Below are 20,141 nucleotides of genomic sequence, written 5' to 3'. Positions count from 1 at the left end.
GCCGGGGAAAACACACCGAAATCGCCACGGAGACGCGATCAGGCGCCGGGGATACCGACGGCGTCGAAGGCGGTGATCCCGAGCGCGGCGAGGCCGTAGAGGACGACCAGGACCGTCACCCAGGCGACGAGACCGATCATCGCCGCGGCGGTCCAGTCGCCGGGGTACTGGAAGTTTATCACGGCGATGTACGCCAGCAGCGCCAGCAACGGCCCGAGCAGGGGTATCCAGCCCACGAAGAAGCCGACGAGTCCCCAGACGATCGCGCCGATCAACGCGGTGACGATCGCGTGGTCGTAATCGTCGGACCCGACGATGACGCGGGCGCCGATGTAGATTCCCAGTGCACCGATCAGCAGGCTCACGATGAAGACGATTGCCGATCCGATTGGTGATGCAGCGACCATTGTACCCGAATACACGTCAGATGGCCCGAACAGTCCACTGCTTGCAAGTTCTATACATCGGTCATCGGTCGCAGATATCGGAGACACATCGCCGCAACGGGCCGATGAGACGACGGTGGCACTGTCATCGATCGCGACAGCTCTCGCTCGGCGGACTCGAGGCGACCGATCGGGTCGGTCGAAGCGGCGGTTCGGTCGACGGCTCGCGAACAGCGGGGACCCGAACCGGGCGCGACGACGAGGGCCGTGAAACCGCCGGAACCGCGACGTTGATACGGCGCCCGCGTGTAGCAGTCGCCCATGGCGACCGATCAGGCCCAGCACGAGGCGGCCGACGACAGCTACGCGGCGTTCGAAGAGCGCGTGCGGCGGATCGCGAACGTCTCGAACGCGTCGGGTATCCTCCAGTGGGACCAGGAAGTCGTGATGCCCGACGAGGGGACCCCCGCCCGAGCGCAACAGCTCTCGGCGCTGTCCTCGATCAGCCACGAACTGCTGACGGCCGACGAGACCGGCGAGCTGCTCGAGGAGCTGGAAGACAGCGACCTCGAGGCGGAGCAAGCCGCCGTCGTCCGCGAGGTCCGGCGCAAGTACGACCGCGAGACCAGCGTCCCGCAGGCCCTCGTCGAGGAGATCTCCGAGGCGACGACGAACGCCCACCCGGCCTGGAAGCGGGCCAAGGAGAACGACGACTTCGAGGAGTTCGCGCCCGTCCTCGAGAAGCTGGTCGAGCTGAAACGGGAGTACGCGAATCACATCGACCCCGACGCCGACCCCTACGAGGTGCTGTTCTCGGACTACGAGCCGTACATCGACCTCGAGACGGCCGAACGGGTCCTCGAACGCCTGCGCGAGGAGCTGGTGCCGCTGATCGACGCGATCGACGAGAGCGACACGGACCTCGAGACCGAGGCCTTCGCGGGGGAGTTCGACGACGACGATCAGGAGGCGCTGGCCCGCGACGTCCTCGACTCGCTCGGCTACGACTGGGACCGCGGTCGGCTGGACACCGCGCCGCATCCGTTCTCCTCGGGGACGCAGTTCGACGCCCGCGTGACGACCCGCTTCGAGGAGGACGACCTGCTGGGTTCGATCACGTCGACGATCCACGAGTTCGGCCACGCCAACTACACGCTCGGGCTTCCCGACGAGGGCTACGGCACCCCGCTGGGCGAAGCGCGGGACCTCTCGGTCCACGAGTCCCAATCGCGGCTCTGGGAGAACCACGTCGGCCGCTCCCGTCCCTTCTGGGAGCACTTCCTGCCGATCGCCCGCGAGCGGTTCCCCTCCCTCGAGGACGTCTCGCCCGAGGCGGCCTACGAGTCCGCCAATCAGGTGTACGACGACAACCTCATCCGCGTCGAGGCGGACGAACTCACCTACCACCTCCACATCGTGATCCGCTTCGAGATCGAACGCGACCTGATTCGGGGGGACCTCGCGGTCGAAGACGTCCCCGAGGTCTGGAACGACAAGTACGAGGAGTACCTCGGCGTCCGGCCCGAGACCGACGCGGAGGGCTGCCTGCAGGACATCCACTGGTCCCACGGCTCCTTCGGCTACTTCCCGACGTACTCGCTTGGCTCCGTGCTCGCCGCACAGCTCTACGCCGCCGCCGAGGACGAACTGGGCGACTTCGACGACGACATTCGCGAGGGCGACTTCGACGAACTCAACGGCTGGCTCCGCGAGAACGTTCACCGGCACGGCAAGCGGTACACGACTCAGGAGCTGATCGAACGCGCGACCGGCGAGGAACTGACCGCCGACCACTTCCTCGAGTACGTCACCTCGAAGTACGGCGACCTGTACGAACTCGAGGGCTACTGACGCGGCTGAATCAGGCCGTCCGTTCTCGGAGTAGCGTTCGAGCCGGTGCTCGAGCCCACGTGTCTCTCCTCCTTTCGAGCGGCAGAATGGCGCGCGGAGCCGCGGCGAACGCACAGTGAGCCGCGGCTCGATCCGCGAGGGATGAGCGACCGAACGCAGTGAGGACGAATCGGTTGGGGAGGGTGTGGAAATCCCCGTTGCCACGAGTCGTCGTTGCCACGAGTCGTGGGAGTCCCGTTATCGGATTCGACCACGGAACCGTCGACGAGAACGGTCCCAACCCAGCCACGTGCCATCGGAACAGTCCTTCACCGAACGCGATCACCGTCACGCTGTTCGCGACCGCGAACAGGCCGACGCCCGTCACGGTGAATCTCAGTAGGCGGTGACGACGACCGCCAGATGCCAGATGCCGGTCCAACAGCCGGACCGTCACCGGGTTGGACTCGGCCTCGAGGCTGACGGTACTCGAGTGGAAACGGCCCCCGAGATAGTCGGCGAGCGGCGACGAGCGTGCCGCAACCCGCGCGTTTTAGGGGTCGCTCGCGTGAGTATCGACTATGGTTGCGACCGACCTCACGGAGCGGACGGCGATCGTCACGGGCGCGAGCGCGGGCATCGGCGCGGCGACCTGCCGCGCGTTCGCCGCCGCGGGCGCCGACGTCGTCCTCGCGTCCCGCAGCGAGGACCGCCTGACGGAACTGGCGGCCGACCTCGAGGCCGAGCACGGCGTCGAGACGCTGGTCGTTCCGACGAACGTCCGCGAAGAGGACGACGTGAATGCGCTGATCGAGGAGACGGTCGAGACCTTCGGCGGGATCGACGTGCTGGTGAACAACGCGGGGCTCTCGCGGGGCAGCGACGTCGAATCGATGTCGACCGACGACTACGAGACGATGCAGGAGACGAACGTCGACGGCCTCTTCTACGCGACGCGGGCCGCCATCCCGCACGTCCGCGAGCGCGACGGCCACCTGATCTTCGTCGGGAGCTTCGCCGGTCAGTACCCGCGGTCGTTCAATCCAGTGTACGCAGCGACGAAGTGGTGGACCCGCGGCTTCGCCAAGAGCGTCGCGGCGCAGGTCGGCGACGACGGCGTCGGCGTCACCGTGGTCAACCCCGCCGAGGTGCGCTCGGAGTTCGAGACCACCGACGGGTCGACCTTCGAGGAGGTCTTCGACGAGGACGAGGCCAGTGACCCCGAGGAGGTCGCCGAGGCGATTCGCTTCGCCGCGAGTCGGAAGGGCTCGAGTATCAGCGAGATCGACGTCAACCGCCGGGACAAGTTCGCCGACGGCTTCTGAACGGGCGTCGGTCGCCGGAAATCACTTAAAAGTGAGGTAGCAGGTGCCGGCTGTAGACTCACCCGTAGCCGACCCCTTGGCTCGCGTATGCGTGTTTCGATACCCGGCCTTCCCGGCGTCTACTACGATACCGACTCGGGATCGACGGCCATCGGCGTCGCCTCGACGGCCATCGGTCGCAAAGCGCCGAAACCGCAGGGGTATGCCATCCAGTTGCTCCCCTACGTCTGGTCGTTCGACGTCGACCTGCGAGAGGTTCCGAACGACCACCCGATCCAGTACCTCCACCCGGAGGGCGCCCGGAGCTTCGGCGAACTCTCCCCCCAGCGCGGCGTCCGCGAAGCCGGCAACGAACTCGAGTCGGTGCTGCGGTTCGTCTGGTCGGTCAACCAGGAGGTCGAGTCGACCGCGAATCAGTTGATCGGTCGCGGACCGGAGGAGGACGGTGTCGTCATCGAGATCGAGGACGGAACGGTCAGCGTCGGCGGCGACGAGCTCGCCACCGACGAGTTCGACCTCGAGGAATCGGCGGCGAGAGAATCGGGGACGAACGCGGACACCGTCACCACCGTCGAAATAGCCGACGGAACGGACGTCATTCACGGGAGCGACGCCGCCGAGGTGGACGCCGACGAGGAGATCCCCGTCGACGAGACGGGCGAAACGGACGAGCGAGACGAGACAGACGAGGCGGACTCGGAGGACGTGTTCGGCGCCACCGAAGAGCCGCCGGCCGACGAGACGTTCGGCGCTGACGACGAGCCCGCGTCCGACGGCGAGACCGGTGCCGACGACATCGACTCGGACGAACCGTAGGCGACGCCAGCGGCGCCGCTGGTCGGGACGTGTTCTCGCGAAAACGGAGACTCGAGGAGCCCGGTCGCTTACGCGCCGGCCGACTCGAGCGCGTCCTCGATGTCGTCGCGCTGGGTGACGCCGACGAAGCGCTCGACGATGCCGTCGTCGTTCTCGATGATCAGGGTCGGCAGCGAGCGAACCTGGTACTCGTTGGCGACGTCCTGCTGTTCGTCGACGTTGATCTTCTCGACCTCAAATCGGCCCTCCCAGTCCTCCTCGAGCTCCTCGAGGATCGGGTCCTGGGTCTTACAGGGGCCACACCAGTCAGCGTAGAAGTCCTTGAGTGTGACAGTCATCGGTTCATCGCTAGTTCCGACGCGGCGCGCATAAGGGTTTCCCACCGGTATACGATTGCCGCAAGCAGTGACGCCAGTGATACCGCCGGACGAAAGATTTAGTTCCACCGGCCCATAGTGGCGGGTATGGATAAAGGACAGAACAGCGGTGGGCTGATGTCCAGTGCCGGACTCGTCCGGTACTTCGACTCCGAGGACTCGAATGCGATCAAAATCGACCCCAAGACGGTCATCGCGACCGGCGTGATGATCGGGGTGCTGGTACAGCTGCTGACGTTCGTCTCGTAGACCGACGCCCACTTCTCGACACCCACTACCGCGCTCGAGCAGCGGTATCGCTCCGCTATCGGCCGCTCGCGGCTCGCTCGCTATCTGACTGCGCGGTCAGACAGCCTATATGGGAGCGGCGCGTATCCACCGTATGAGCGACTTTCGGGACCCGCTGCCGGCGGCGACTCGCTTCGGTCGGAGCGTACTGACGGTCAGCGACGAATCGGCGATGGTGGCGTTCTACCGGGACGTGATCGGCCTCTCGGTGCGCTCGCGGGACGCGTCGGTGACGGTGCTCGGCGCCGGCGACGCGCCGCTGCTCGAGTTACGACACGCGCCGGACGCCCGACCGCGGCCGGCCGACGCCACGGGACTCTATCACAACGCCGTCCTGCTCCCCAGCCGCGAGGCGCTGGGGGACGCGCTGGGCCGCGTCCGCGATCGCTGGGAGCTCACCGGCGCGTCCGACCACGGCGTCAGCGAGGCGCTCTACCTCGACGACCCCGAGGGGAACGGGGTCGAACTCTACCGCGACCGCCCGCGAGCGGAGTGGCCCCGCGACGGCGAGGGCGGCATCCAGATCGGCTCGTGGCCGCTCGACCTCGAGTCGGTCGCGGCCGCCGCCGACGACGGAGTCGGCGACACCGTCCCGGACGGGACGACCCTCGGTCACGTCCACCTCGAGGTTTCGTCGCTCGAGACCGCCCGCGCGTTCTACGTCGACGCGCTTGGCTTCGACGTGAAGACGGCCACCCCGCAAGCGCTGTTCGTCGCCGCCGGCGACTACCACCACCACCTCGGTCTCAACACCTGGAACGGGCGCTCGAGTCCCGCGCCGGCCGACGCTCGCGGCCTCTCTCGGTTCGACCTCGTCGTTCCCTCGAGCGAGGCGCGTGAGCGGATTCGGGATCGACTCGAGGCCGCGGGCGTGACCGTCGAGGAGAGCGAAGAGGGTCTCGAGTGCGGCGACCCCGACGGGATTCGGATTCGACTGCGGACGGAATAGCGATCGAGCGAGCCGGTCGACGGCGTCGGACGGGTCGACCGGCAGCCGTCACCGCCGTGGACTCGGGGACATCTCTCCGGACGGCCTACGGCGATGGTCGCGACCGCTGGGGCCGTTCACAGGGGAATCGCACCCAGCAGCAGCCCGACGAGGAGAATCACGCCGGACGGGATGACCATGAGCGGGAGCGTGAACTTGATGTGTTCACCGAGCTCGACCCCCGCCAGCCCGATGAGGAGGTACGTCGCGCCCGTAAACGGTGACACGGGGAAGCCGACGGTCTGGCCGACGAGCGAGGCGCGCACCACCGCGACCGGATCGTGACCGTACGCCGCGCTCGTCTCGGCGAGAACCGGCAGCACGCCGAAGTAGAAGGCGTCGGGGCTGAACAGGAGTCGGGCGGGCAGCGAGACGATCGCGACGACGACCGGGAGGTGCGCGCCGAGCGCGTCGGGGATGAGCAGGACCAGAATGTTCGCCATCTCGGTGATCATCCCGCTCTCCTCGAGCACGCCGATGAGCACGCCGGCGGCGAAGAGGATGCCGACGTACGTCATCACGTCCGGCGCGTAGGACTCGAGGACCTCCTTCTGCCGCTCGTACTCCGGTACGTTGACGACGAGTGCGATGACGACGCCGATCATGAAGGAGACCTCCGGGGACGTGACGCCGGCGATCAGCGCGCCGAGGACCGCGACCGTCAGCAGGAGGTTGAAGGCCCACTTCCAGTCGATTTCGATCTCGCGACCGTCGATCGCCTCGTCGATGAGCGACTCCTCGTCGACGCCCTCGAAGGCGGTGACGGAATCCAGATCCTTCCGGATCTGTCGTCCGAAGTAGGCGCTGATACCGAAGACGGAGAGCATTCCGGCGGCCTGTGCGGGGATCATCGGGTTGAAAATATTCGAGACGGTCGCCGGATCGATCGCCGCGACACCGCGGACGACCTGTCCGCCCCACGGGAGCATGTTCATCGTCCCGGCGGTGAGGGCGACGAGCGCGGCGAGGATCCGTCGATCGACATCGAGCGCGTCGTACAGCGGTAGCAACGCCGGAATCGTGATGAGCATCGTCGTCGCGCCGGCGCCGTCCAGATGCGTCATCATCGCGAGTCCGACGGTCCCGACCGTGAGCAGCGCCGGCCTCCCGATGATGCTGTCGACGATCCGCGCGACGAACGGGTCGAACAGCCCGTTGTCGCGCATGATGCTGAAATACCAGACGGCGAACGCGAACATCGCCGTGATACCGACGATTCCCTGGAGCCCCTCCTCCGCGAACGATCCGATCTCCTGAAACGAGAATCCGGCGACCAGCGCGGCGAGGACAGGCACTACGATCAACGTGGGGATCACGTACAGTCGCTTTCGGATTACCAATAACAGGATGAGGAGGATCGCACCGTATCCGATGAGACCGAGTGATACGCCAGAGTCTATCATAGCCGTGTATCAATGATACATATATAAAAACGATTTTATTTGCGTTCAGTCACGGCATCTCGAGGCGCGGGCGGTCCGCCCGACCCTCTCGCTATCGGCAGTACTCGCCGTGAGAACCGCTCTCCGGTTCGAGTGATTCGTTCGATAGTCAGCAGTGATCCACCATATAGTAGCGGATTAGACATTCTTCCAGCCGGCACTGAGGGTCGGAGGTGTAGCGAGGTTGAGAAACCGGTTGCGTTCTGCACGTGACGAAGAACGACCGGTGACGCGACCTTTTTGCCGTCCCCCTCCCTAGCCGCGGCCATGTCACTGACCGCTGGCGTCGTCGCCGTCCAGGGCGACGTCGAGGAACACGCCGCCGCCATCGAACGCGCCGCCGCGGCCCGCGACCGCGACGTCACCGTCCGCGAGATCCGCGAGTCCGGGATCGTCCCCGACTGCGACCTGCTGGCGATGCCCGGCGGCGAGTCGACGACCATCTCCCGACTCCTTCACGGCGAGGGGATCGCCCCCGAGATTCGAGACCACGTCGCCGCCGGCAAGCCGCTGCTGGCGACCTGTGCCGGACTGATCGTCGCCTCGAGCGAGCCGAACGACGACCGCGTCGAGGAACTCGGACTGCTCGACGTCTCCGTCGAGCGCAACGCCTTCGGCCGCCAGAAGGACAGCTTCGAGGCGCCGTTGACGGTCGACGGCCTGGCCGACGACGACCCCTATCCGGCGGTATTCATCCGCGCGCCGGCCATCGACGACGTCGCGAGCGGGGACGCACAGGTGCTCGCCTCGTGGGACGACCGGCCGGTCGCCGTGAAACAGGGGTCGGTCGTCGGCACCGCGTTCCACCCCGAACTCACCCCCGACAGCCGCGTCCACGGGCTCGCCTTCTTCGAGAACGACGACGCCGACGTCCCCGGACTCGAGCGAGCGCAGTAGTCGGCCCGGCGGGCGACGAAGGCGCTCGGCGAGGGCGGTCTCGACTACCGCTCGAGTCCGATCGCCGACGAGACCGATCGTCACCGGACTGATCCGAGCGACCGTTTTATCCCGTCACGCGGCGTGTGAGTGGCATATGTCCAGCGAACGCGGTCGACCGGATCACGAGATCGACGCCACCGACGAGACGATTCACAGCGCGTGGGACAACGGTCTCGAGCCGGTGCGGACGATCGAACCGGGCGACGTCGTCCGCTTTACGTGCACGGACTCGACGGGCGGCCAGCTCGGTCCCGACTCGACGGTCGCGGACGTCGCCGACCTCGACATCGACCGGGTGCACTCCCTGACCGGCCCGGTCGCGATCGAGGGCGCTCGACCGGGCGACGTCCTCGAGGTCGAACTGCTCGAGGTCGAACACGGGGACTGGGGGTTCACGCTGGTTCTCCCGGGCGAAGCGGAGCTCGGGCTCCTGGCCGACGAGTTCCCCGAACCGGCGCTGCACGTCTGGGACCTCGCGGACGGCGTCGGTCGCTTCGCGAACGGCATCGAGGTGCCGCTCGATCCGTTTCCCGGCATCATGGGCGTCGCGCCGGCCGAAGACGGCGCTCACGAGACGTTCCCGCCGCGGTCGGTCGGCGGGAACGTGGACATCAAACAGCTCACGGCGGGGTCGACGCTGTACCTCCCCGTCGCGGTCGAGGACGCCCTGTTCAGCATCGGCGACGGCCACGCCGCCCAGGGCGACGGCGAGGTCTGCGGAAACGGCATCGAGACGCCGATGACGGTCACCTGTCGGTTCGACCTCCGGTCGGACCTGTCGATCGACCAGCCGCAGTTCGAGACGACGGGCCCGTTCACCTCGAGCGGTCGAGACGAGCCGATGTACGGGACGACGGGGATCGCCGACGACCTGCGGGAGGCCGCCAGAGCCGCCGTCCGGAACATGGTCGATCACCTGCGGGACGAACGCGGGCTCGAGCGGAGCGAGGCCTATATCCTCTGCTCGGCCGCCGTCGATTTGAAGATCAACGAGGTCGTCAACGCCCCGAATTGGGTCGTCTCCGCGTATCTCCCGGAGCGGATCTTCCCGGCGGACCGGCATCGGTCGACGTGACGGAACGGGGCTGACAGCGCCGGCAAACCGATACGACCAGTGGTACGCATTTATCCGTCGATCCCCTACCGACGCTATGAGCCAGCATCGACCGACCGAGACGTCGAGCGCTCGCCTCGAGACGACGTCCGCGGACGGCGGGCGGACGGGAACGCGATGACGGACACGCCGGCAGGCGACGTTCACGACGACTCGTCCGGGTCGGGGACGACCGAGAACGAGTCGACGGGAACGCCGCCCGCGGACCTCGCGCGACGGGTCTTCGACGCGTGTCCGATCGGTACCGTCGTAATCGATTCGACGGGGACGATCGTCGACGCTAACGACCGCGCGTCGGAGCTGCTCGGACGCTCGCGCGAGGACCTCGTCGACCGACCGTACGAGCCGTCCGAGTGGCGCATCACCTACGACGACGGAACGCCCGTCTCCGCGGACGACCACCCCGTCGTGCGCGTCTTCGAATCGGGCGAGCCCTGGTTCGGGTTCGAACACTGGATCGAACGCCCGGACGGGAGCGAGCGGTGGTTCTCGAGCAACGCCGCTCCGCTGTTCGACGAGGACGGTGCCGTCGAGTACGTCGTCGTAGCCTTCGAGGACGTGACGGCGTTGAAGCGACGCGAGAAGCGATTGACCAGCGACCACGTCCGACTGGTCGAGTTCCGCGCGGACGAGTCGGCGGTCCCGCCCTCGCTTCGGGTCGAGGACGGGCGGACGCGGATCGAAATCGACTCCGTCGTCTCGCTGCCCGACGGAACCACCGTCCAGTACATGGGCACGTCGGACCGCTCCGCGAGCGACTTCATCACTGCCGTCGAAGAGGTTCCCCACTACCTCGACGCGCGGTTGCTCAGCTCCGTCGACGGCTACCACCGCATCGAAGCGCACTCGGAATCGGAGACGGTCGCCCACGTGTTCTCGGCGCTCGGCGGCCGCCCCCGCGAGATCGTCGTCGCTTCCGACGAGGTCAGGTTCCGCGGCGAGCTGCCCGGCGACGTGGACCACCGGCAGGCCGCCGACGAGATCCGACGATTTCACGACACCGTCGAACTGGTGTCCGAGGAACTCGTCTACTCGCCCCAACTGCTCTACGACATCGTCGCCGACGCGCTCACCGACCGGCAGTTGGCGGCGCTCGACGCCGCGTACTACAGCGGTTACTTCGACACGCCGCGGACGAGCACCGGCGACGAGCTCGCCGACCGGTTCGGCGTCACCCGCCAGACCTTCAACCAACACCTTCGGAAGGCAGAGCGAACCGTCTGCCGCCACCTCTTCGAGGAGTCCGCACGGGCGAACACTGACTAGTCAGTGGCACCGCTTACCACCGTATCTGCGATACTGGTAGCAATGAGCGAAGAGACGGCACACACTGGGCCTCCCGCGTCCCGACCGATCAGTGATGAGAGCACGGGGTACGATCCCACCGCTGGAACGTTTCACAGTCGATTCGATGACGGGACCGACACGGTCGTCGCGGTCGTCGAGGCCGTCTCGGCCGTCACGAACTGCGATCCCACCGCGATGGCACCGCTCTACGGGACCGTCGACCCCGAAGCCCTCGCCGACCTCGTGACCGCCGATCGAGACCGGCCCGTCGAAGTTTCCTTCGACTACGAGGGCTGTCAGGTGACCGTCTCGAGCGGCGGACGCATCGCCGTCGAGCCGCTAGCGAACTGAGCGCGGTCGCGGGTCGCGACCCGCGGGTTCGCAACGAGCAGAGCGGGTTCGATCCGGTCGCTCGAGAGAGCAGACGACAGAAGCGAGGAACGGACCGACGGCGAGAACGGCCTGGGAGCCAGAACGAACCGAAATCGACTCGAATCGGAGAGCGACAGTCAGCGATCGGACGCGGCCGCCGGTCGAAACGTGCGGATGGTGTCCCGCTTGCCCGTCTGGACGTCGACCTCGTCGAAGCCCAGCTCGGTGAAGATCGCGCTCCAGTCGCGGTAGTAGAGCGGGAAGTCGTCGTTGACGTAACTCACGTCTTCTGGTTCGGTCGGTTCCGCGTGACCGGTCGCGTTCCGTTCGAGGTCGGACCGTTCGGTATCGCTCTGGTCGGTCGCGTCCCGCTCGAGTTCCCCCTCGTTTTCCACGGTGATGAGGAGGTCGTCCGTGATCCGGACCAGTTCCTCGAAGACCCACTCGGCGTCGGGATGGAGGTGCTGGAGCGTCTCGACCGAGTAGACCGCACCGAACTGGTCGTCGTCGAACTCGCGGACGACGTCCTCGATCGCGGCGTGATAGAACTCCCCGTCGGCGGCGAGGTCGGGATAGTGGTCCGCCATGACGTCGAACGCGTCGGCGTTGAGTTCGATTCCCACCGGAGAATCGAATCCGTTCTCGTAGAGGTGCGAGAGATGACGGCCCGAACTGCAGCCGAGTTCCAGAACCGGCGCGGTTCGATCGACGAATCGCTCGAGGGTCCGGAGAATAACGTCGCTCGTCTCGTTCGGACCGTAGTAGGCGTAGTATTCCGGTGAGTACTCGCCGGACCGCTCCGCCCACTGACGCCGAACATCGTTAGAATCCACAGGACCTAGCAGTCGGAGGAGACGTAAAGCCTCGTTGGGAGACGCGTCCCGATACCGGGGCCGACGGCCGGTTCGTGGTGGATCGCTCGAACTGGGGATTCCACAGAAGCTCCGGGCGAGTCCGACGGATCGGAAGCTATTGCCCGCACAACCGACAGTGCATGAACAAAATGTGGCTCAATAGCGCGTCTAAGAAATATTCGAACACCAGATTCGGCATTTTCCGAACGAATGCGGAACACTTAACCGTGTATTCCGTCTTCGTTTAGTCGCAATGGCAAACGGTAAGGTTGACTTCTTCAACGACACAGGCGGCTACGGTTTCATCGAGACTGACGACTCCGACGACGACGTGTTCTTCCACATGGAAGACGTTGGCGGCGAGGACCTCACGGAAGGAACCGAGATCGAATTCGACATCGAACAGGCTCCCAAGGGCCCCCGCGCGACGAACGTCGTCCGCAACTAATTACGGACTCACAGTGTCGTTGAGAAGCGGCAGCACGTGACTTCGTTTCTTCTATCCACAACTCACCGAGAGCGATCGCTCGAGCGAACCGTCGACGTCGCTCCGACGCTCCGGAGAGCGAGTGCGCCGACGATGTGGGACGGCTGAACGCACGCGTACCCGCCTCGAGTCGAGTGACCACCGAACGGCCGACGGCCGGAGTACGGCGCTCGACCAGTACGCCGACCGGAAGCGCGGCGCTCGAGCGCCGGTGGGGATTCATTCGCGTGCATGCATTCGCGACCGGACATGTTTTCTCCCTCGCACGCGAGGGTCACGATATGCAGGCTTCTATCGACGCCGTTCGGGTCGCGGGAACCCCGGAGGGACCGGTTCCGGTAGTGGTCCTCGCCGTCGACGGCGAGGACGACGTGATCCCGATCTTCATCGGCTTCAACGAGGCGACGAGCATCGCCCGCGGCCTCGAGGCCGACGACATCGGTCGGCCGCTGACCCACGACCTCCTGCTCGACGTGATGGAGGAGCTGGGCAGCCGCATCGATCGCGTCGTCATCAACGAGATCGAGCAGCGCGAGGACGGCCAGGGCGGGACCTACATCGCCGATCTCCACGTCCAGACGCCCCGCGGCGAGACCGTCATCGACGCCAGACCGAGCGACTCGCTGGCGCTCGCGGCCCGCACGAACGCCGAGATCGAGGTCACCGAGGACGTCTTCGACGACGGCCGCGACGAGAGCGAAAAGTTCGAGCAACTCGAGGATATTCGCAACGTATCGGGTGACATGTAGATGGACGACACGCTCGCGGAGCTGTTCGCCGTGATCGAGGATCGCAAGGAAACGCTGCCCGAGGACTCCTACACCGCCTCGCTGTTCACCCACGAGAAGGGCGAGAACGCGGTGCTGGAGAAACTCGGCGAGGAGACGACCGAGCTCGTTCTCGCGGCGAAAGACGACGACGACGAGGAGATCGCCTACGAGGCCGCCGACATCGTCTACCACCTGCTCGTCTTGCTCTCGATGAAGGAGATGAGCCTCGAGGACCTCGAGTCCGAACTCGAGGCGCGGCGCTAAGGGCTCGAGGCGCGCGTGAGGGCGTTCTCGCTCGCGTCGAGACGGAGTCGAACTCGAGTCTCGAGTGGAACTGTACCGGGGCGTCTCGAGTGGAACTGTACTGGGGAATCTCGAGTGGAACTGAAACGAAACGAAGCGTTCTGCTACCGTGGATACAGGGGTCGCCACACCCTCCCCAACCGATTCGCTCGTTCGTTCCACTCACTCGCTCATCCCTCGCACGGTTCGAGAGCCAGTTCGCTGATCGCTCACTGTCTCTCAGCGCGCGCCACCGCACTCAGTTTCCATCCGGTAGATCCGCTCCGGTCGAGTAGCGTCCTCGTCGGTCGAATACTTCCGTCATATACCGGCGGTTACGCGGGTTTCGTCCTTGCAAGCGCCCGTCATAGCTTGATGCCTGCTCCGGGTGTCAGTCGACGCGATGGCGCTCCAACAGATCGACCACGCCGACGACCACATGCAGGAGTGTATCGACAACTGCCTCGAGGCCGCCCAGGTCTGCGAGTGGTGTGCCGACGCCTGCGCGGACGAGGACGGAATGGCCCGCTGTATCCGACTCTGTCGGGACGTGGCGGATATCGCCTCGTTACACGCACGGTTCATGGCCCGCAACTCGGGCTACCACGAGGAGCTGGGCGAGATCTGTGCGGACCTCTGCGAGGAGTGCGCCGAGGAGTGCGAGCAACACGACGACGACCACTGTCAGGCCTGTGCCGAGATCCTGCCGAAGTGCGCCGAGAGCTGTCGGGAGATGGCGTCGGCCTGAGACGGGATTTGGGTTCCGGTGTCCACACCGCTTCCGGGATCGGTCGAGCGAGTCCCGACGAGGCCCGCGAAGCGGTTACCGAACGACTGAGCGCGGAGAACAGTGATCGACTGCGGTACGGCGCCGAACGATGCGTTCTCGAGGCGATCCGAAACGCACAGCAGTCGATCGCCGCTCGCCGCTCGAGCGGTGATCGATCGGTTCGAACGGGCGACCGTTAGTAGGCGTTCCGCCCGCCACGGCCGGAACGGCCGGAGTTGAGCATGCCCCCGATGGCTCCCGCGACCGCGCTCTCTATGGCCATCACCAGCGAGATCCCGACGGCGAGCGCCAAGATGCCGAGACCGGCGGCGCCGGAGATCGCACCCCCGACGGGGCCGAGCGCGAGGCCGGCGAGGCCGACGGCGACGCCGATGAGGAGGCCGCCGATGATTCCGCCGAGCGATCCCGCGAGCAGTCCGTGCCAGAGGCCGCTGCCGAGACCGCCGCCGGCCATGTAGCCGGCGACGAACCCGCCGATCAGTCCCGCGGCGAGTTGGCCGATCCCAGGGATGACGAGCCCGACGATTCCGAAGACGGTCGCGAGCAGGAAGCCGATAAACACGGCGCGCCAATTGGTCATACTCGAGAGAGGTGCCGAGCGACGATAAGGGGACGGCGCGTAACGAACGACCTTTTAAGAGCGCGCGTATTACGTACGGCTATGATTTTCGAAGACCTTCCGACGACGCCCACGTCGGAAGAGTTGATCGACAAGGCGTTTTCGCGGGCGGCGCGGGCCGGCAAGGCCAAACGCGGCCTCGAGGCCCAGCAGTCGATGCTCCAGACGGCGGCCAACATCATCTCGGACAACCTGGAGAACGTGGTGACGGCGTGGCCGGACTTCGAGTACGACGCCCACCCGTTCTACTACGAACTCGCGGACGCGATCGTCGACGTCGACAAGCTCCGCCAGAGCCTCTCCGAAGTGATGTGGGCCAGCCGGAAGGCCCGCGAGATCCACGAGGAGTACCAGCCCCGCCTGCGCAAGACCGACGTGGACACCGCGCGCAAACACCGCAAGCAGGCCTTCGCCCGGCTCGCGGACATCGTCGAGCAGATCGACGACGAACTGCTGTACATCAACGAGTCGCGAAACGATCTGCGCGACCTGCCGGAGATCGACCCCGACGAGCCGACCATCGTCGTCGCCGGCTACCCCAACGTCGGCAAGTCCTCGTTCGTCAACGACGTCACCAGCGCCCGCGGCGAGACCGCTTCCTACCCGTTCACCACGAAGGGGATCGGCCTCGGTCACTTCGAGCACGAGCACCTCCGCTATCAACTCGTGGACACGCCCGGACTGCTCGACCGGCCGCCGGCCGAGCGCAACGAGATCGAGTCCCAGGCGGTCAGCGCCATCGAGCACCTCGCGGACTGCATGCTCGTGATGATCGATCCCAGCGGCGAGTGTGGCTACCCCCTCTCGTCACAACTCGAGCTCCGCGACTCGATCGTCGATCAGTTCGATTCCGTCCCCGTCCTCACCGTCGCGAACAAGATCGATCGCCGGGAGGTCTGGGACGAGGACCTGCTCGACGAACTCGACGCCGACTACACCATGAGCGTCGAGACCGGCGAGGACGTCGAGACGGTCCTCGAGGCGGCCATCGAGGCGGTCGACTACGAGCCCGAACTCCCCTTCGAGGAGTAACGTGACTGGACGGGTACCGCACCGATGAGAGGCCCCGGAATCCTCTGGATGCTCCAGACCGCCGCCGGCTTCTCGATGGCCGGCCCGATGTTCTTTCTGGGACTCGAGTCCGTCCGCACGGGACGGTACGAGTGGGCCGCGTTCTACCTGACGCTCGGCGCGCTCGTCTGCTACTTCCCGACGTATCTCGTGAATCGGATCGGCGGGCCGAGAGCCTGGATTCGGCGCCGACTCGGACGAAGCGGACGGAAATCCGAGACGAACGCGGACGCACACACGGATACGGGTACGAACGACGGCAACGATGGCGATTCGAAATCGGATTCGGACGACGCCGACGGCGGCTCGCCGTTGCGCCATCTCGAGCGACTGCGCCGTCGATAACGCCCCACTCCACCGTCGGTAAGGCAGTCACCGGAACCGTCTACACCGGCTACTGCTCGGCTATTCTTCGACCCTGATCACGATCTCGTCGGTGTCCCACCCGACGTCGAGCGTGACGGTCGTCTCTCCGGTCTCGTGCAGATTGAGCGTCGTCGAGTCGGTCCCGGCAGCGTCGGTCGTCCCGTTCTCGGGGTCGACCGTCGCGACGGTGGTATTGGAACTCGCGTACGAGACCGACTCGTTCGGCTGATCGGGATCGGTCGCCATCTCGAGCGTGAGACCGTCGTCGTCGGTCTCGTTCAGGGAGACGGTACACGTCTCGGCGTCACAGCTGTCGGCAGTTCCGTTCTGCCCCGCGGGGCTGAGCCAGTAGGCGATCCGGTGTTCGAACTCGAGGCGGTCTCGAGCCCCGTTGGTACCGACGACGACGCGGTGGGTCCCCGGCTCGAGCGACGACGGCGCGGTCAGCTCCAGGACCGCCTCCTCGCGCCAGACGGGATCCGTCCCCTCGAGCACGCGAGTCTCGTTGGGTCGAACGTACTCGCCGTCGATCAGGAGGTCGACCGCGGCGGGCTCGAGCGAGCCGTCACCGACGTTCTTGACGTATATCGTCAGTTCGTCGCCGGTCTCGTTGTACGTCGTCCCGGCCGCGGGATGATTGATGATAGCGATTTCGGTATCGAGGGTCGCGACGTCCCTGTCGCCCTCGTCGTCGACCGATTGAGCGTACAGTCCGGCCTCCGTGGCGACGGTCCCCGCGAACAGCATCGCAGCGGTGATCGCGGCGGTGAACAACAGCAACTGGACGACGGCGGTTCGGACCATCGGGGAGCGGGCTCGAAGAGACGACGGGACGGAAACGGGATAATCCTACCGGCCGTCGGCGTCTGGGTCGCCGGCGACCGGAGTCGGAGAGCACGAGAGCGAACCCGACCAGGTGGACGGCTCAGCGTTCGAGGAGCCCGACGTACCTGACCTGGACGTCGACCTCCTCGTCCGTGTGCTGGCTGATCCGTTCGTGTAACCGATCGGCCAGCTCGGGCGGCGCTTCGCCGGGCGGACCGCCGACGGTGACGACCACGCGCTGGGGACTGACGAACGGGTAGTCCTCGTCCATCACCACCTCGAACTCGAGGAGCTGGTACTCGGCGAACTCCCCCTCGGAGAGGAGGAGTTCGGCCTCCTCGTTGGCGTTTTGCTCGAACGTAGAGGCGGTGTACGACGAGTAGGTGATGGCGCCGAGGAAGACGGCGAAGACGAGGACGATCACGGCCAGACCGACCACCCGTCTCCGGACGCGCTGCTCCGTCTCGCCGAGCGAGAACAGGCTCTCCGGGCGGTAGCCGGCCCACCACAGCGTCACGAGTCCGGCGAGGTTCACCGAGAGGATGTTGACGAACACGAGCGCCGTCGCCCCGATCGCCGCGGACGGCTCGCCCCACGCGATGGCGATGCCGGCGGCCGCGGCGGGCGGGATCAACGCCGCCGCGATCATGACGCCGACCAGCGCGACGGCGGTCCCCGTCGCGATGCTGATGATCCCCGCGACGCCGGCGCCCAGCGCGATCGCCAGCGAGAGCAGATCCGGGGCGAGCCGTTCGGAGATCTCGCCGACCGTACTGATGTTGAGCGACGGCGGAACGATGTTGGTCACTCTGACGATCAGTGCGAAGATCGCCGCCGCGGCGATCGCGAGGCCGACCCCGAGGACCTGGTAGAAGAGACTCTCCCTGAACAGTTCCTCGTCGTCGATCACGGAGCCGACGCTCGCGCCGAGGGCCGGCCCGATCAGCGGCGCGATCACCATCGATCCGACGACGACGGCCGGCGAATCGAGGAACAGACCCGCGGTCGCGACGACGGCGCTGATGATCGTCATGATCGTATAGACCGAGAACGTCGGCGTCAGCGAATCCGCCTCGGACTGCAGCTCCTGCCTCGAGATGCGGTCGGTCGCGACGTCGCCGTTCTCGTACTCCTCGCGGAGGGCCTCGAAGCGCCGCGAGACGACCGTCTCCGCGTCGACGACGACGGTGTAGGCGTCCTCGTCGACGCCGACGTCCTGGAGTTCGTCGAGCACCGGTTCGACGGCCGGATCCGGCAGCGGGAAGTAGACGACCGCGGTGTACCCCCGATTGCTCTCCTCGTCGGTCAGGACGTAGTCGATCTCTCGGTCGTCGAGCGCCTCGAGGATCGTCTCCCGTTTCCCCGTCGGTACTGTCAACTGAACGAGCCGCACGTGGGTGGCTGAGTACCCCCGGGATCATAACTTGGGGCGCTTTCGCCGCGCAGGCGACGAATTTCGCGGCGATCGATCGATCCCGGTCGTTCGCAATCGATCGTATCGGTAGCTACTTCTCCCGTTCAGGACAACCAGCTAATATGATTCGACGCTTCGCTCCGTGGTTCGGTATCGGGGCGCTGGCTCTCGTCGGCGGCTATCTCGCCGCGTTCGGGCGCGATGCGGTCACGGATCCGGTGACGGCCGGGCTGCTGGCCGGGCTCGCCGTCGCAGGGGGGCTCTCGATCGTCGGCGGCGTCCGCGAGAGCGTCGCGCTCGGTCCAGTGACGCTTCCGTGGAACGTCCTCGTCGGCGCTGCGGACGTCCTCGCGGCGCTCGTCGTCGCCGTCTCGAGCGTTCGAAGCCTCTGGACCGGCGGCGCGACCACGGCCCAGTTCGCGGACGCAGCGCTGCTCGTCGGCTGTGGTTCGATCGCGTGGGTCGGCATCCAGATCGCCCGCGACAGCCGTCACGTCGACCTCGAGGCGTCGCCGTCGCGAACCCGACTCGTCGCGATCGCCGCGCTCGCGGTCGCGTCGACGGTCGGTGGCGCCCTCATCGCGACGGCCATCTAGTCCGCGAGGCCGATCACGACGTATAAACCCGCGACGCCCCTACGGCGGCGTATGTTCGATACGCGACCCGACCGCGAGGCCGAGGCGGTGCTCGTCGGTCGCTCGAACGTGGGCAAGTCCACGCTCATGCGCGAGCTCACCGGCCACAAGTTCGACACCGGCGGCAAGCCCGGCGTCACGCGCCAGCCCAACCACTACGACTGGGCCGCCGAGGACTTCGTCATCACCGACCTCCCCGGCTTCGGCTTCATGAGCGGCGTCGACGAGGAGTACCGCGAGGAGATCAAGACGAACATCGTCCAGTACGTCGAGGAGTACGCCGACGACATCCTCGTCGGGGTTCTGGTCGTCGACGGCAAGAGCGCCGTCGACATCATCGACCGCCACTCCGGTCCCGACGAGATCCCCTACGACGTCGAGATGTTCCACTTCCTGCGGGACGTCGGGATCCCGACCGTCGTCGCCGTCAACAAGATGGACAAGGTCGACGATAAAGACGAGCGACTGAACGAGCTCTGCGACCGCCTCGGCCTCTACCCGCCGTGGAAACAGTGGCAGGAGACCATCGCGCCGATCACCGCCAAGAACGGGCAGATCAGCTCCCTCAACGAGGCCGTCCGCACGCACTTGCACGAGCAGAACCGGGACGATCTGTTCAAGTTCTTCTAGAACCGAACTTTTGCTCTGCGGGCGCGGCACAGCCGCGCCCTCGGCAAAACTTCGATGAAAAGCACTCCTCTCTCCGTTCCGAGCGCGCTGCGCTCTTCACGTCGGTCGTCGGCCCGCTCGCTCCCTTCGGTCGCTCGCGGTCAGTCCAGTGGAACAGCCTGCCCTTCCCCGGGTCGCGCGTCTCTCGCCGATACTCGAGACGCGCTCCCGGCCAGATGACGCTTCGCTCCCGGC

At 66.3% G+C, this 20,141-nt stretch carries 24 protein-coding genes; 17 read left to right on the top strand and 7 right to left on the bottom strand.

Going from position 1 to position 20,141, the window contains the following annotated elements:
- Positions 1–38 precede the first annotated feature (38 nt).
- Complete coding sequence (locus WD430_RS08745) at positions 39–407, bottom strand: hypothetical protein (protein ID WP_339105634.1); 369 nt, start codon at positions 405–407, stop codon at positions 39–41.
- A 300-nt stretch (positions 408–707) separates the two neighbouring features.
- On the opposite strand from WD430_RS08745, the gene WD430_RS08740 reads away from it, so the two are divergent.
- The 3 genes from WD430_RS08740 (at position 708) to WD430_RS08730 (ending at position 4,357) form a co-directional block, all read left to right on the top strand.
- Positions 708–2,237 (top strand): carboxypeptidase M32, encoded by a 1,530-nt coding sequence (locus tag WD430_RS08740; protein WP_339105633.1) that lies wholly within the window; start codon positions 708–710, stop codon positions 2,235–2,237.
- Between the two features lie 560 nt (positions 2,238–2,797).
- Positions 2,798–3,541 carry an SDR family oxidoreductase gene (locus WD430_RS08735; RefSeq protein WP_339105632.1) on the top strand — a complete coding sequence of 248 codons (744 nt, stop codon included), beginning with the start codon at positions 2,798–2,800 and terminating at the stop codon, positions 3,539–3,541.
- A gap of 87 nt (positions 3,542–3,628) precedes the next feature.
- Positions 3,629–4,357 carry a hypothetical protein gene (locus WD430_RS08730; RefSeq protein ID WP_339105631.1) on the top strand — a complete coding sequence of 243 codons (729 nt, stop codon included), beginning with the start codon at positions 3,629–3,631 and terminating at the stop codon, positions 4,355–4,357.
- Positions 4,358–4,425: 68 nt separating this feature from the next.
- Here the strand turns inward: WD430_RS08730 and WD430_RS08725 are convergent, their stop codons facing one another.
- Positions 4,426–4,695 (bottom strand): thioredoxin domain-containing protein, encoded by a 270-nt coding sequence (locus WD430_RS08725; protein WP_339105630.1) that lies wholly within the window; start codon positions 4,693–4,695, stop codon positions 4,426–4,428.
- A 126-nt stretch (positions 4,696–4,821) separates the two neighbouring features.
- Here WD430_RS08725 and WD430_RS08720 point away from each other — a divergent pair, with 126 nt between their 5' ends.
- Entirely contained in the window at positions 4,822–4,983 is a 162-nt protein-coding gene (locus tag WD430_RS08720) for a preprotein translocase subunit Sec61beta (RefSeq protein ID WP_339105629.1), read from the top strand.
- Between the two features lie 133 nt (positions 4,984–5,116).
- Complete coding sequence (locus WD430_RS08715; protein WP_339105628.1) at positions 5,117–5,971, top strand: VOC family protein; 855 nt, start codon at positions 5,117–5,119, stop codon at positions 5,969–5,971.
- A gap of 116 nt (positions 5,972–6,087) precedes the next feature.
- Here WD430_RS08715 and WD430_RS08710 read toward each other — a convergent pair whose 3' ends face one another.
- Entirely contained in the window at positions 6,088–7,413 is a 1,326-nt protein-coding gene (locus tag WD430_RS08710) for a citrate:proton symporter (protein WP_339105627.1), read from the bottom strand.
- Between the two features lie 306 nt (positions 7,414–7,719).
- Here WD430_RS08710 and pdxT point away from each other — a divergent pair, with 306 nt between their 5' ends.
- The 4 genes from pdxT (at position 7,720) to WD430_RS08690 (ending at position 11,143) form a co-directional block, all read left to right on the top strand.
- Positions 7,720–8,349, top strand: a complete 630-nt coding sequence (pdxT, locus tag WD430_RS08705; protein WP_339105626.1) for a pyridoxal 5'-phosphate synthase glutaminase subunit PdxT — start codon at positions 7,720–7,722, stop codon at positions 8,347–8,349.
- Positions 8,350–8,485: 136 nt separating this feature from the next.
- Positions 8,486–9,466, top strand: a complete 981-nt coding sequence (locus WD430_RS08700; protein WP_339105625.1) for an acetamidase/formamidase family protein — start codon at positions 8,486–8,488, stop codon at positions 9,464–9,466.
- 156 nt (positions 9,467–9,622) lie between these two features.
- Positions 9,623–10,771, top strand: coding sequence for a bacterio-opsin activator domain-containing protein (locus tag WD430_RS08695; RefSeq protein WP_339105807.1), 1,149 nt, complete (start codon positions 9,623–9,625; stop codon positions 10,769–10,771).
- Between the two features lie 42 nt (positions 10,772–10,813).
- Positions 10,814–11,143, top strand: a complete 330-nt coding sequence (locus WD430_RS08690; RefSeq protein ID WP_339105624.1) for a HalOD1 output domain-containing protein — start codon at positions 10,814–10,816, stop codon at positions 11,141–11,143.
- A gap of 158 nt (positions 11,144–11,301) precedes the next feature.
- On the opposite strand, the gene WD430_RS08685 is transcribed toward WD430_RS08690, so the two are convergent.
- Positions 11,302–11,997 carry a class I SAM-dependent methyltransferase gene (locus WD430_RS08685; RefSeq protein WP_339105623.1) on the bottom strand — a complete coding sequence of 232 codons (696 nt, stop codon included), beginning with the start codon at positions 11,995–11,997 and terminating at the stop codon, positions 11,302–11,304.
- A gap of 274 nt (positions 11,998–12,271) precedes the next feature.
- Here WD430_RS08685 and WD430_RS08680 point away from each other — a divergent pair, with 274 nt between their 5' ends.
- The 4 genes from WD430_RS08680 to WD430_RS08665 all read left to right on the top strand — a co-directional run bounded on the left by WD430_RS08680 (position 12,272) and on the right by WD430_RS08665 (position 14,305).
- A complete protein-coding gene (locus tag WD430_RS08680; protein ID WP_008893559.1) occupies positions 12,272–12,466 on the top strand; it encodes a cold-shock protein in 195 nt (64 codons plus the stop codon).
- Positions 12,467–12,786: 320 nt separating this feature from the next.
- Positions 12,787–13,254, top strand: coding sequence for a bifunctional nuclease family protein (locus WD430_RS08675; protein WP_339105622.1), 468 nt, complete (start codon positions 12,787–12,789; stop codon positions 13,252–13,254).
- Positions 13,255–13,539, top strand: coding sequence for a phosphoribosyl-ATP diphosphatase (hisE, locus tag WD430_RS08670; RefSeq protein WP_339105621.1), 285 nt, complete (start codon positions 13,255–13,257; stop codon positions 13,537–13,539).
- Between the two features lie 421 nt (positions 13,540–13,960).
- Complete coding sequence (locus WD430_RS08665) at positions 13,961–14,305, top strand: four-helix bundle copper-binding protein (protein ID WP_339105620.1); 345 nt, start codon at positions 13,961–13,963, stop codon at positions 14,303–14,305.
- A 217-nt stretch (positions 14,306–14,522) separates the two neighbouring features.
- Here WD430_RS08665 and WD430_RS08660 read toward each other — a convergent pair whose 3' ends face one another.
- A complete protein-coding gene (locus WD430_RS08660; RefSeq protein WP_339105619.1) occupies positions 14,523–14,927 on the bottom strand; it encodes a DUF5518 domain-containing protein in 405 nt (134 codons plus the stop codon).
- Positions 14,928–15,008: 81 nt separating this feature from the next.
- Between WD430_RS08660 and WD430_RS08655 the strand changes: the two genes are divergently transcribed.
- Both WD430_RS08655 and WD430_RS08650 read left to right on the top strand, forming a co-directional pair.
- Positions 15,009–15,998: an NOG1 family protein gene (locus WD430_RS08655; protein WP_339105617.1), complete on the top strand. Its 990-nt coding sequence runs from the start codon at positions 15,009–15,011 to the stop codon at positions 15,996–15,998.
- Between the two features lie 24 nt (positions 15,999–16,022).
- On the top strand, positions 16,023–16,382 hold the full coding sequence (locus WD430_RS08650) for a hypothetical protein (RefSeq protein WP_339105616.1): 360 nt from the start codon (positions 16,023–16,025) through the stop codon (positions 16,380–16,382).
- Between the two features lie 60 nt (positions 16,383–16,442).
- On the opposite strand, the gene WD430_RS08645 is transcribed toward WD430_RS08650, so the two are convergent.
- Together WD430_RS08645 and WD430_RS08640 are read right to left on the bottom strand one after the other, a co-directional pair.
- Entirely contained in the window at positions 16,443–17,207 is a 765-nt protein-coding gene (locus WD430_RS08645; RefSeq protein WP_339105615.1) for a flagellin, read from the bottom strand.
- Between the two features lie 121 nt (positions 17,208–17,328).
- Positions 17,329–18,621 carry a TIGR00341 family protein gene (locus tag WD430_RS08640; RefSeq protein ID WP_339105614.1) on the bottom strand — a complete coding sequence of 431 codons (1,293 nt, stop codon included), beginning with the start codon at positions 18,619–18,621 and terminating at the stop codon, positions 17,329–17,331.
- A gap of 143 nt (positions 18,622–18,764) precedes the next feature.
- On the opposite strand from WD430_RS08640, the gene WD430_RS08635 reads away from it, so the two are divergent.
- Complete coding sequence (locus WD430_RS08635; protein WP_339105613.1) at positions 18,765–19,238, top strand: hypothetical protein; 474 nt, start codon at positions 18,765–18,767, stop codon at positions 19,236–19,238.
- A gap of 51 nt (positions 19,239–19,289) precedes the next feature.
- Positions 19,290–19,907 (top strand): GTP-binding protein EngB, encoded by a 618-nt coding sequence (gene engB / locus WD430_RS08630; RefSeq protein WP_339105612.1) that lies wholly within the window; start codon positions 19,290–19,292, stop codon positions 19,905–19,907.
- The last annotated feature ends 234 nt before the right edge of the window (positions 19,908–20,141 follow it).

It is taken from the genome of Haloterrigena sp. KLK7 (assembly GCF_037914945.1).
Taxonomy (GTDB): Archaea; Halobacteriota; Halobacteria; order Halobacteriales; family Natrialbaceae; genus Haloterrigena; species Haloterrigena salinisoli.
The sequence above is the reverse complement of the archived record's forward strand: the minus strand, read 5'-3'. Positions and strand labels throughout refer to the sequence as shown.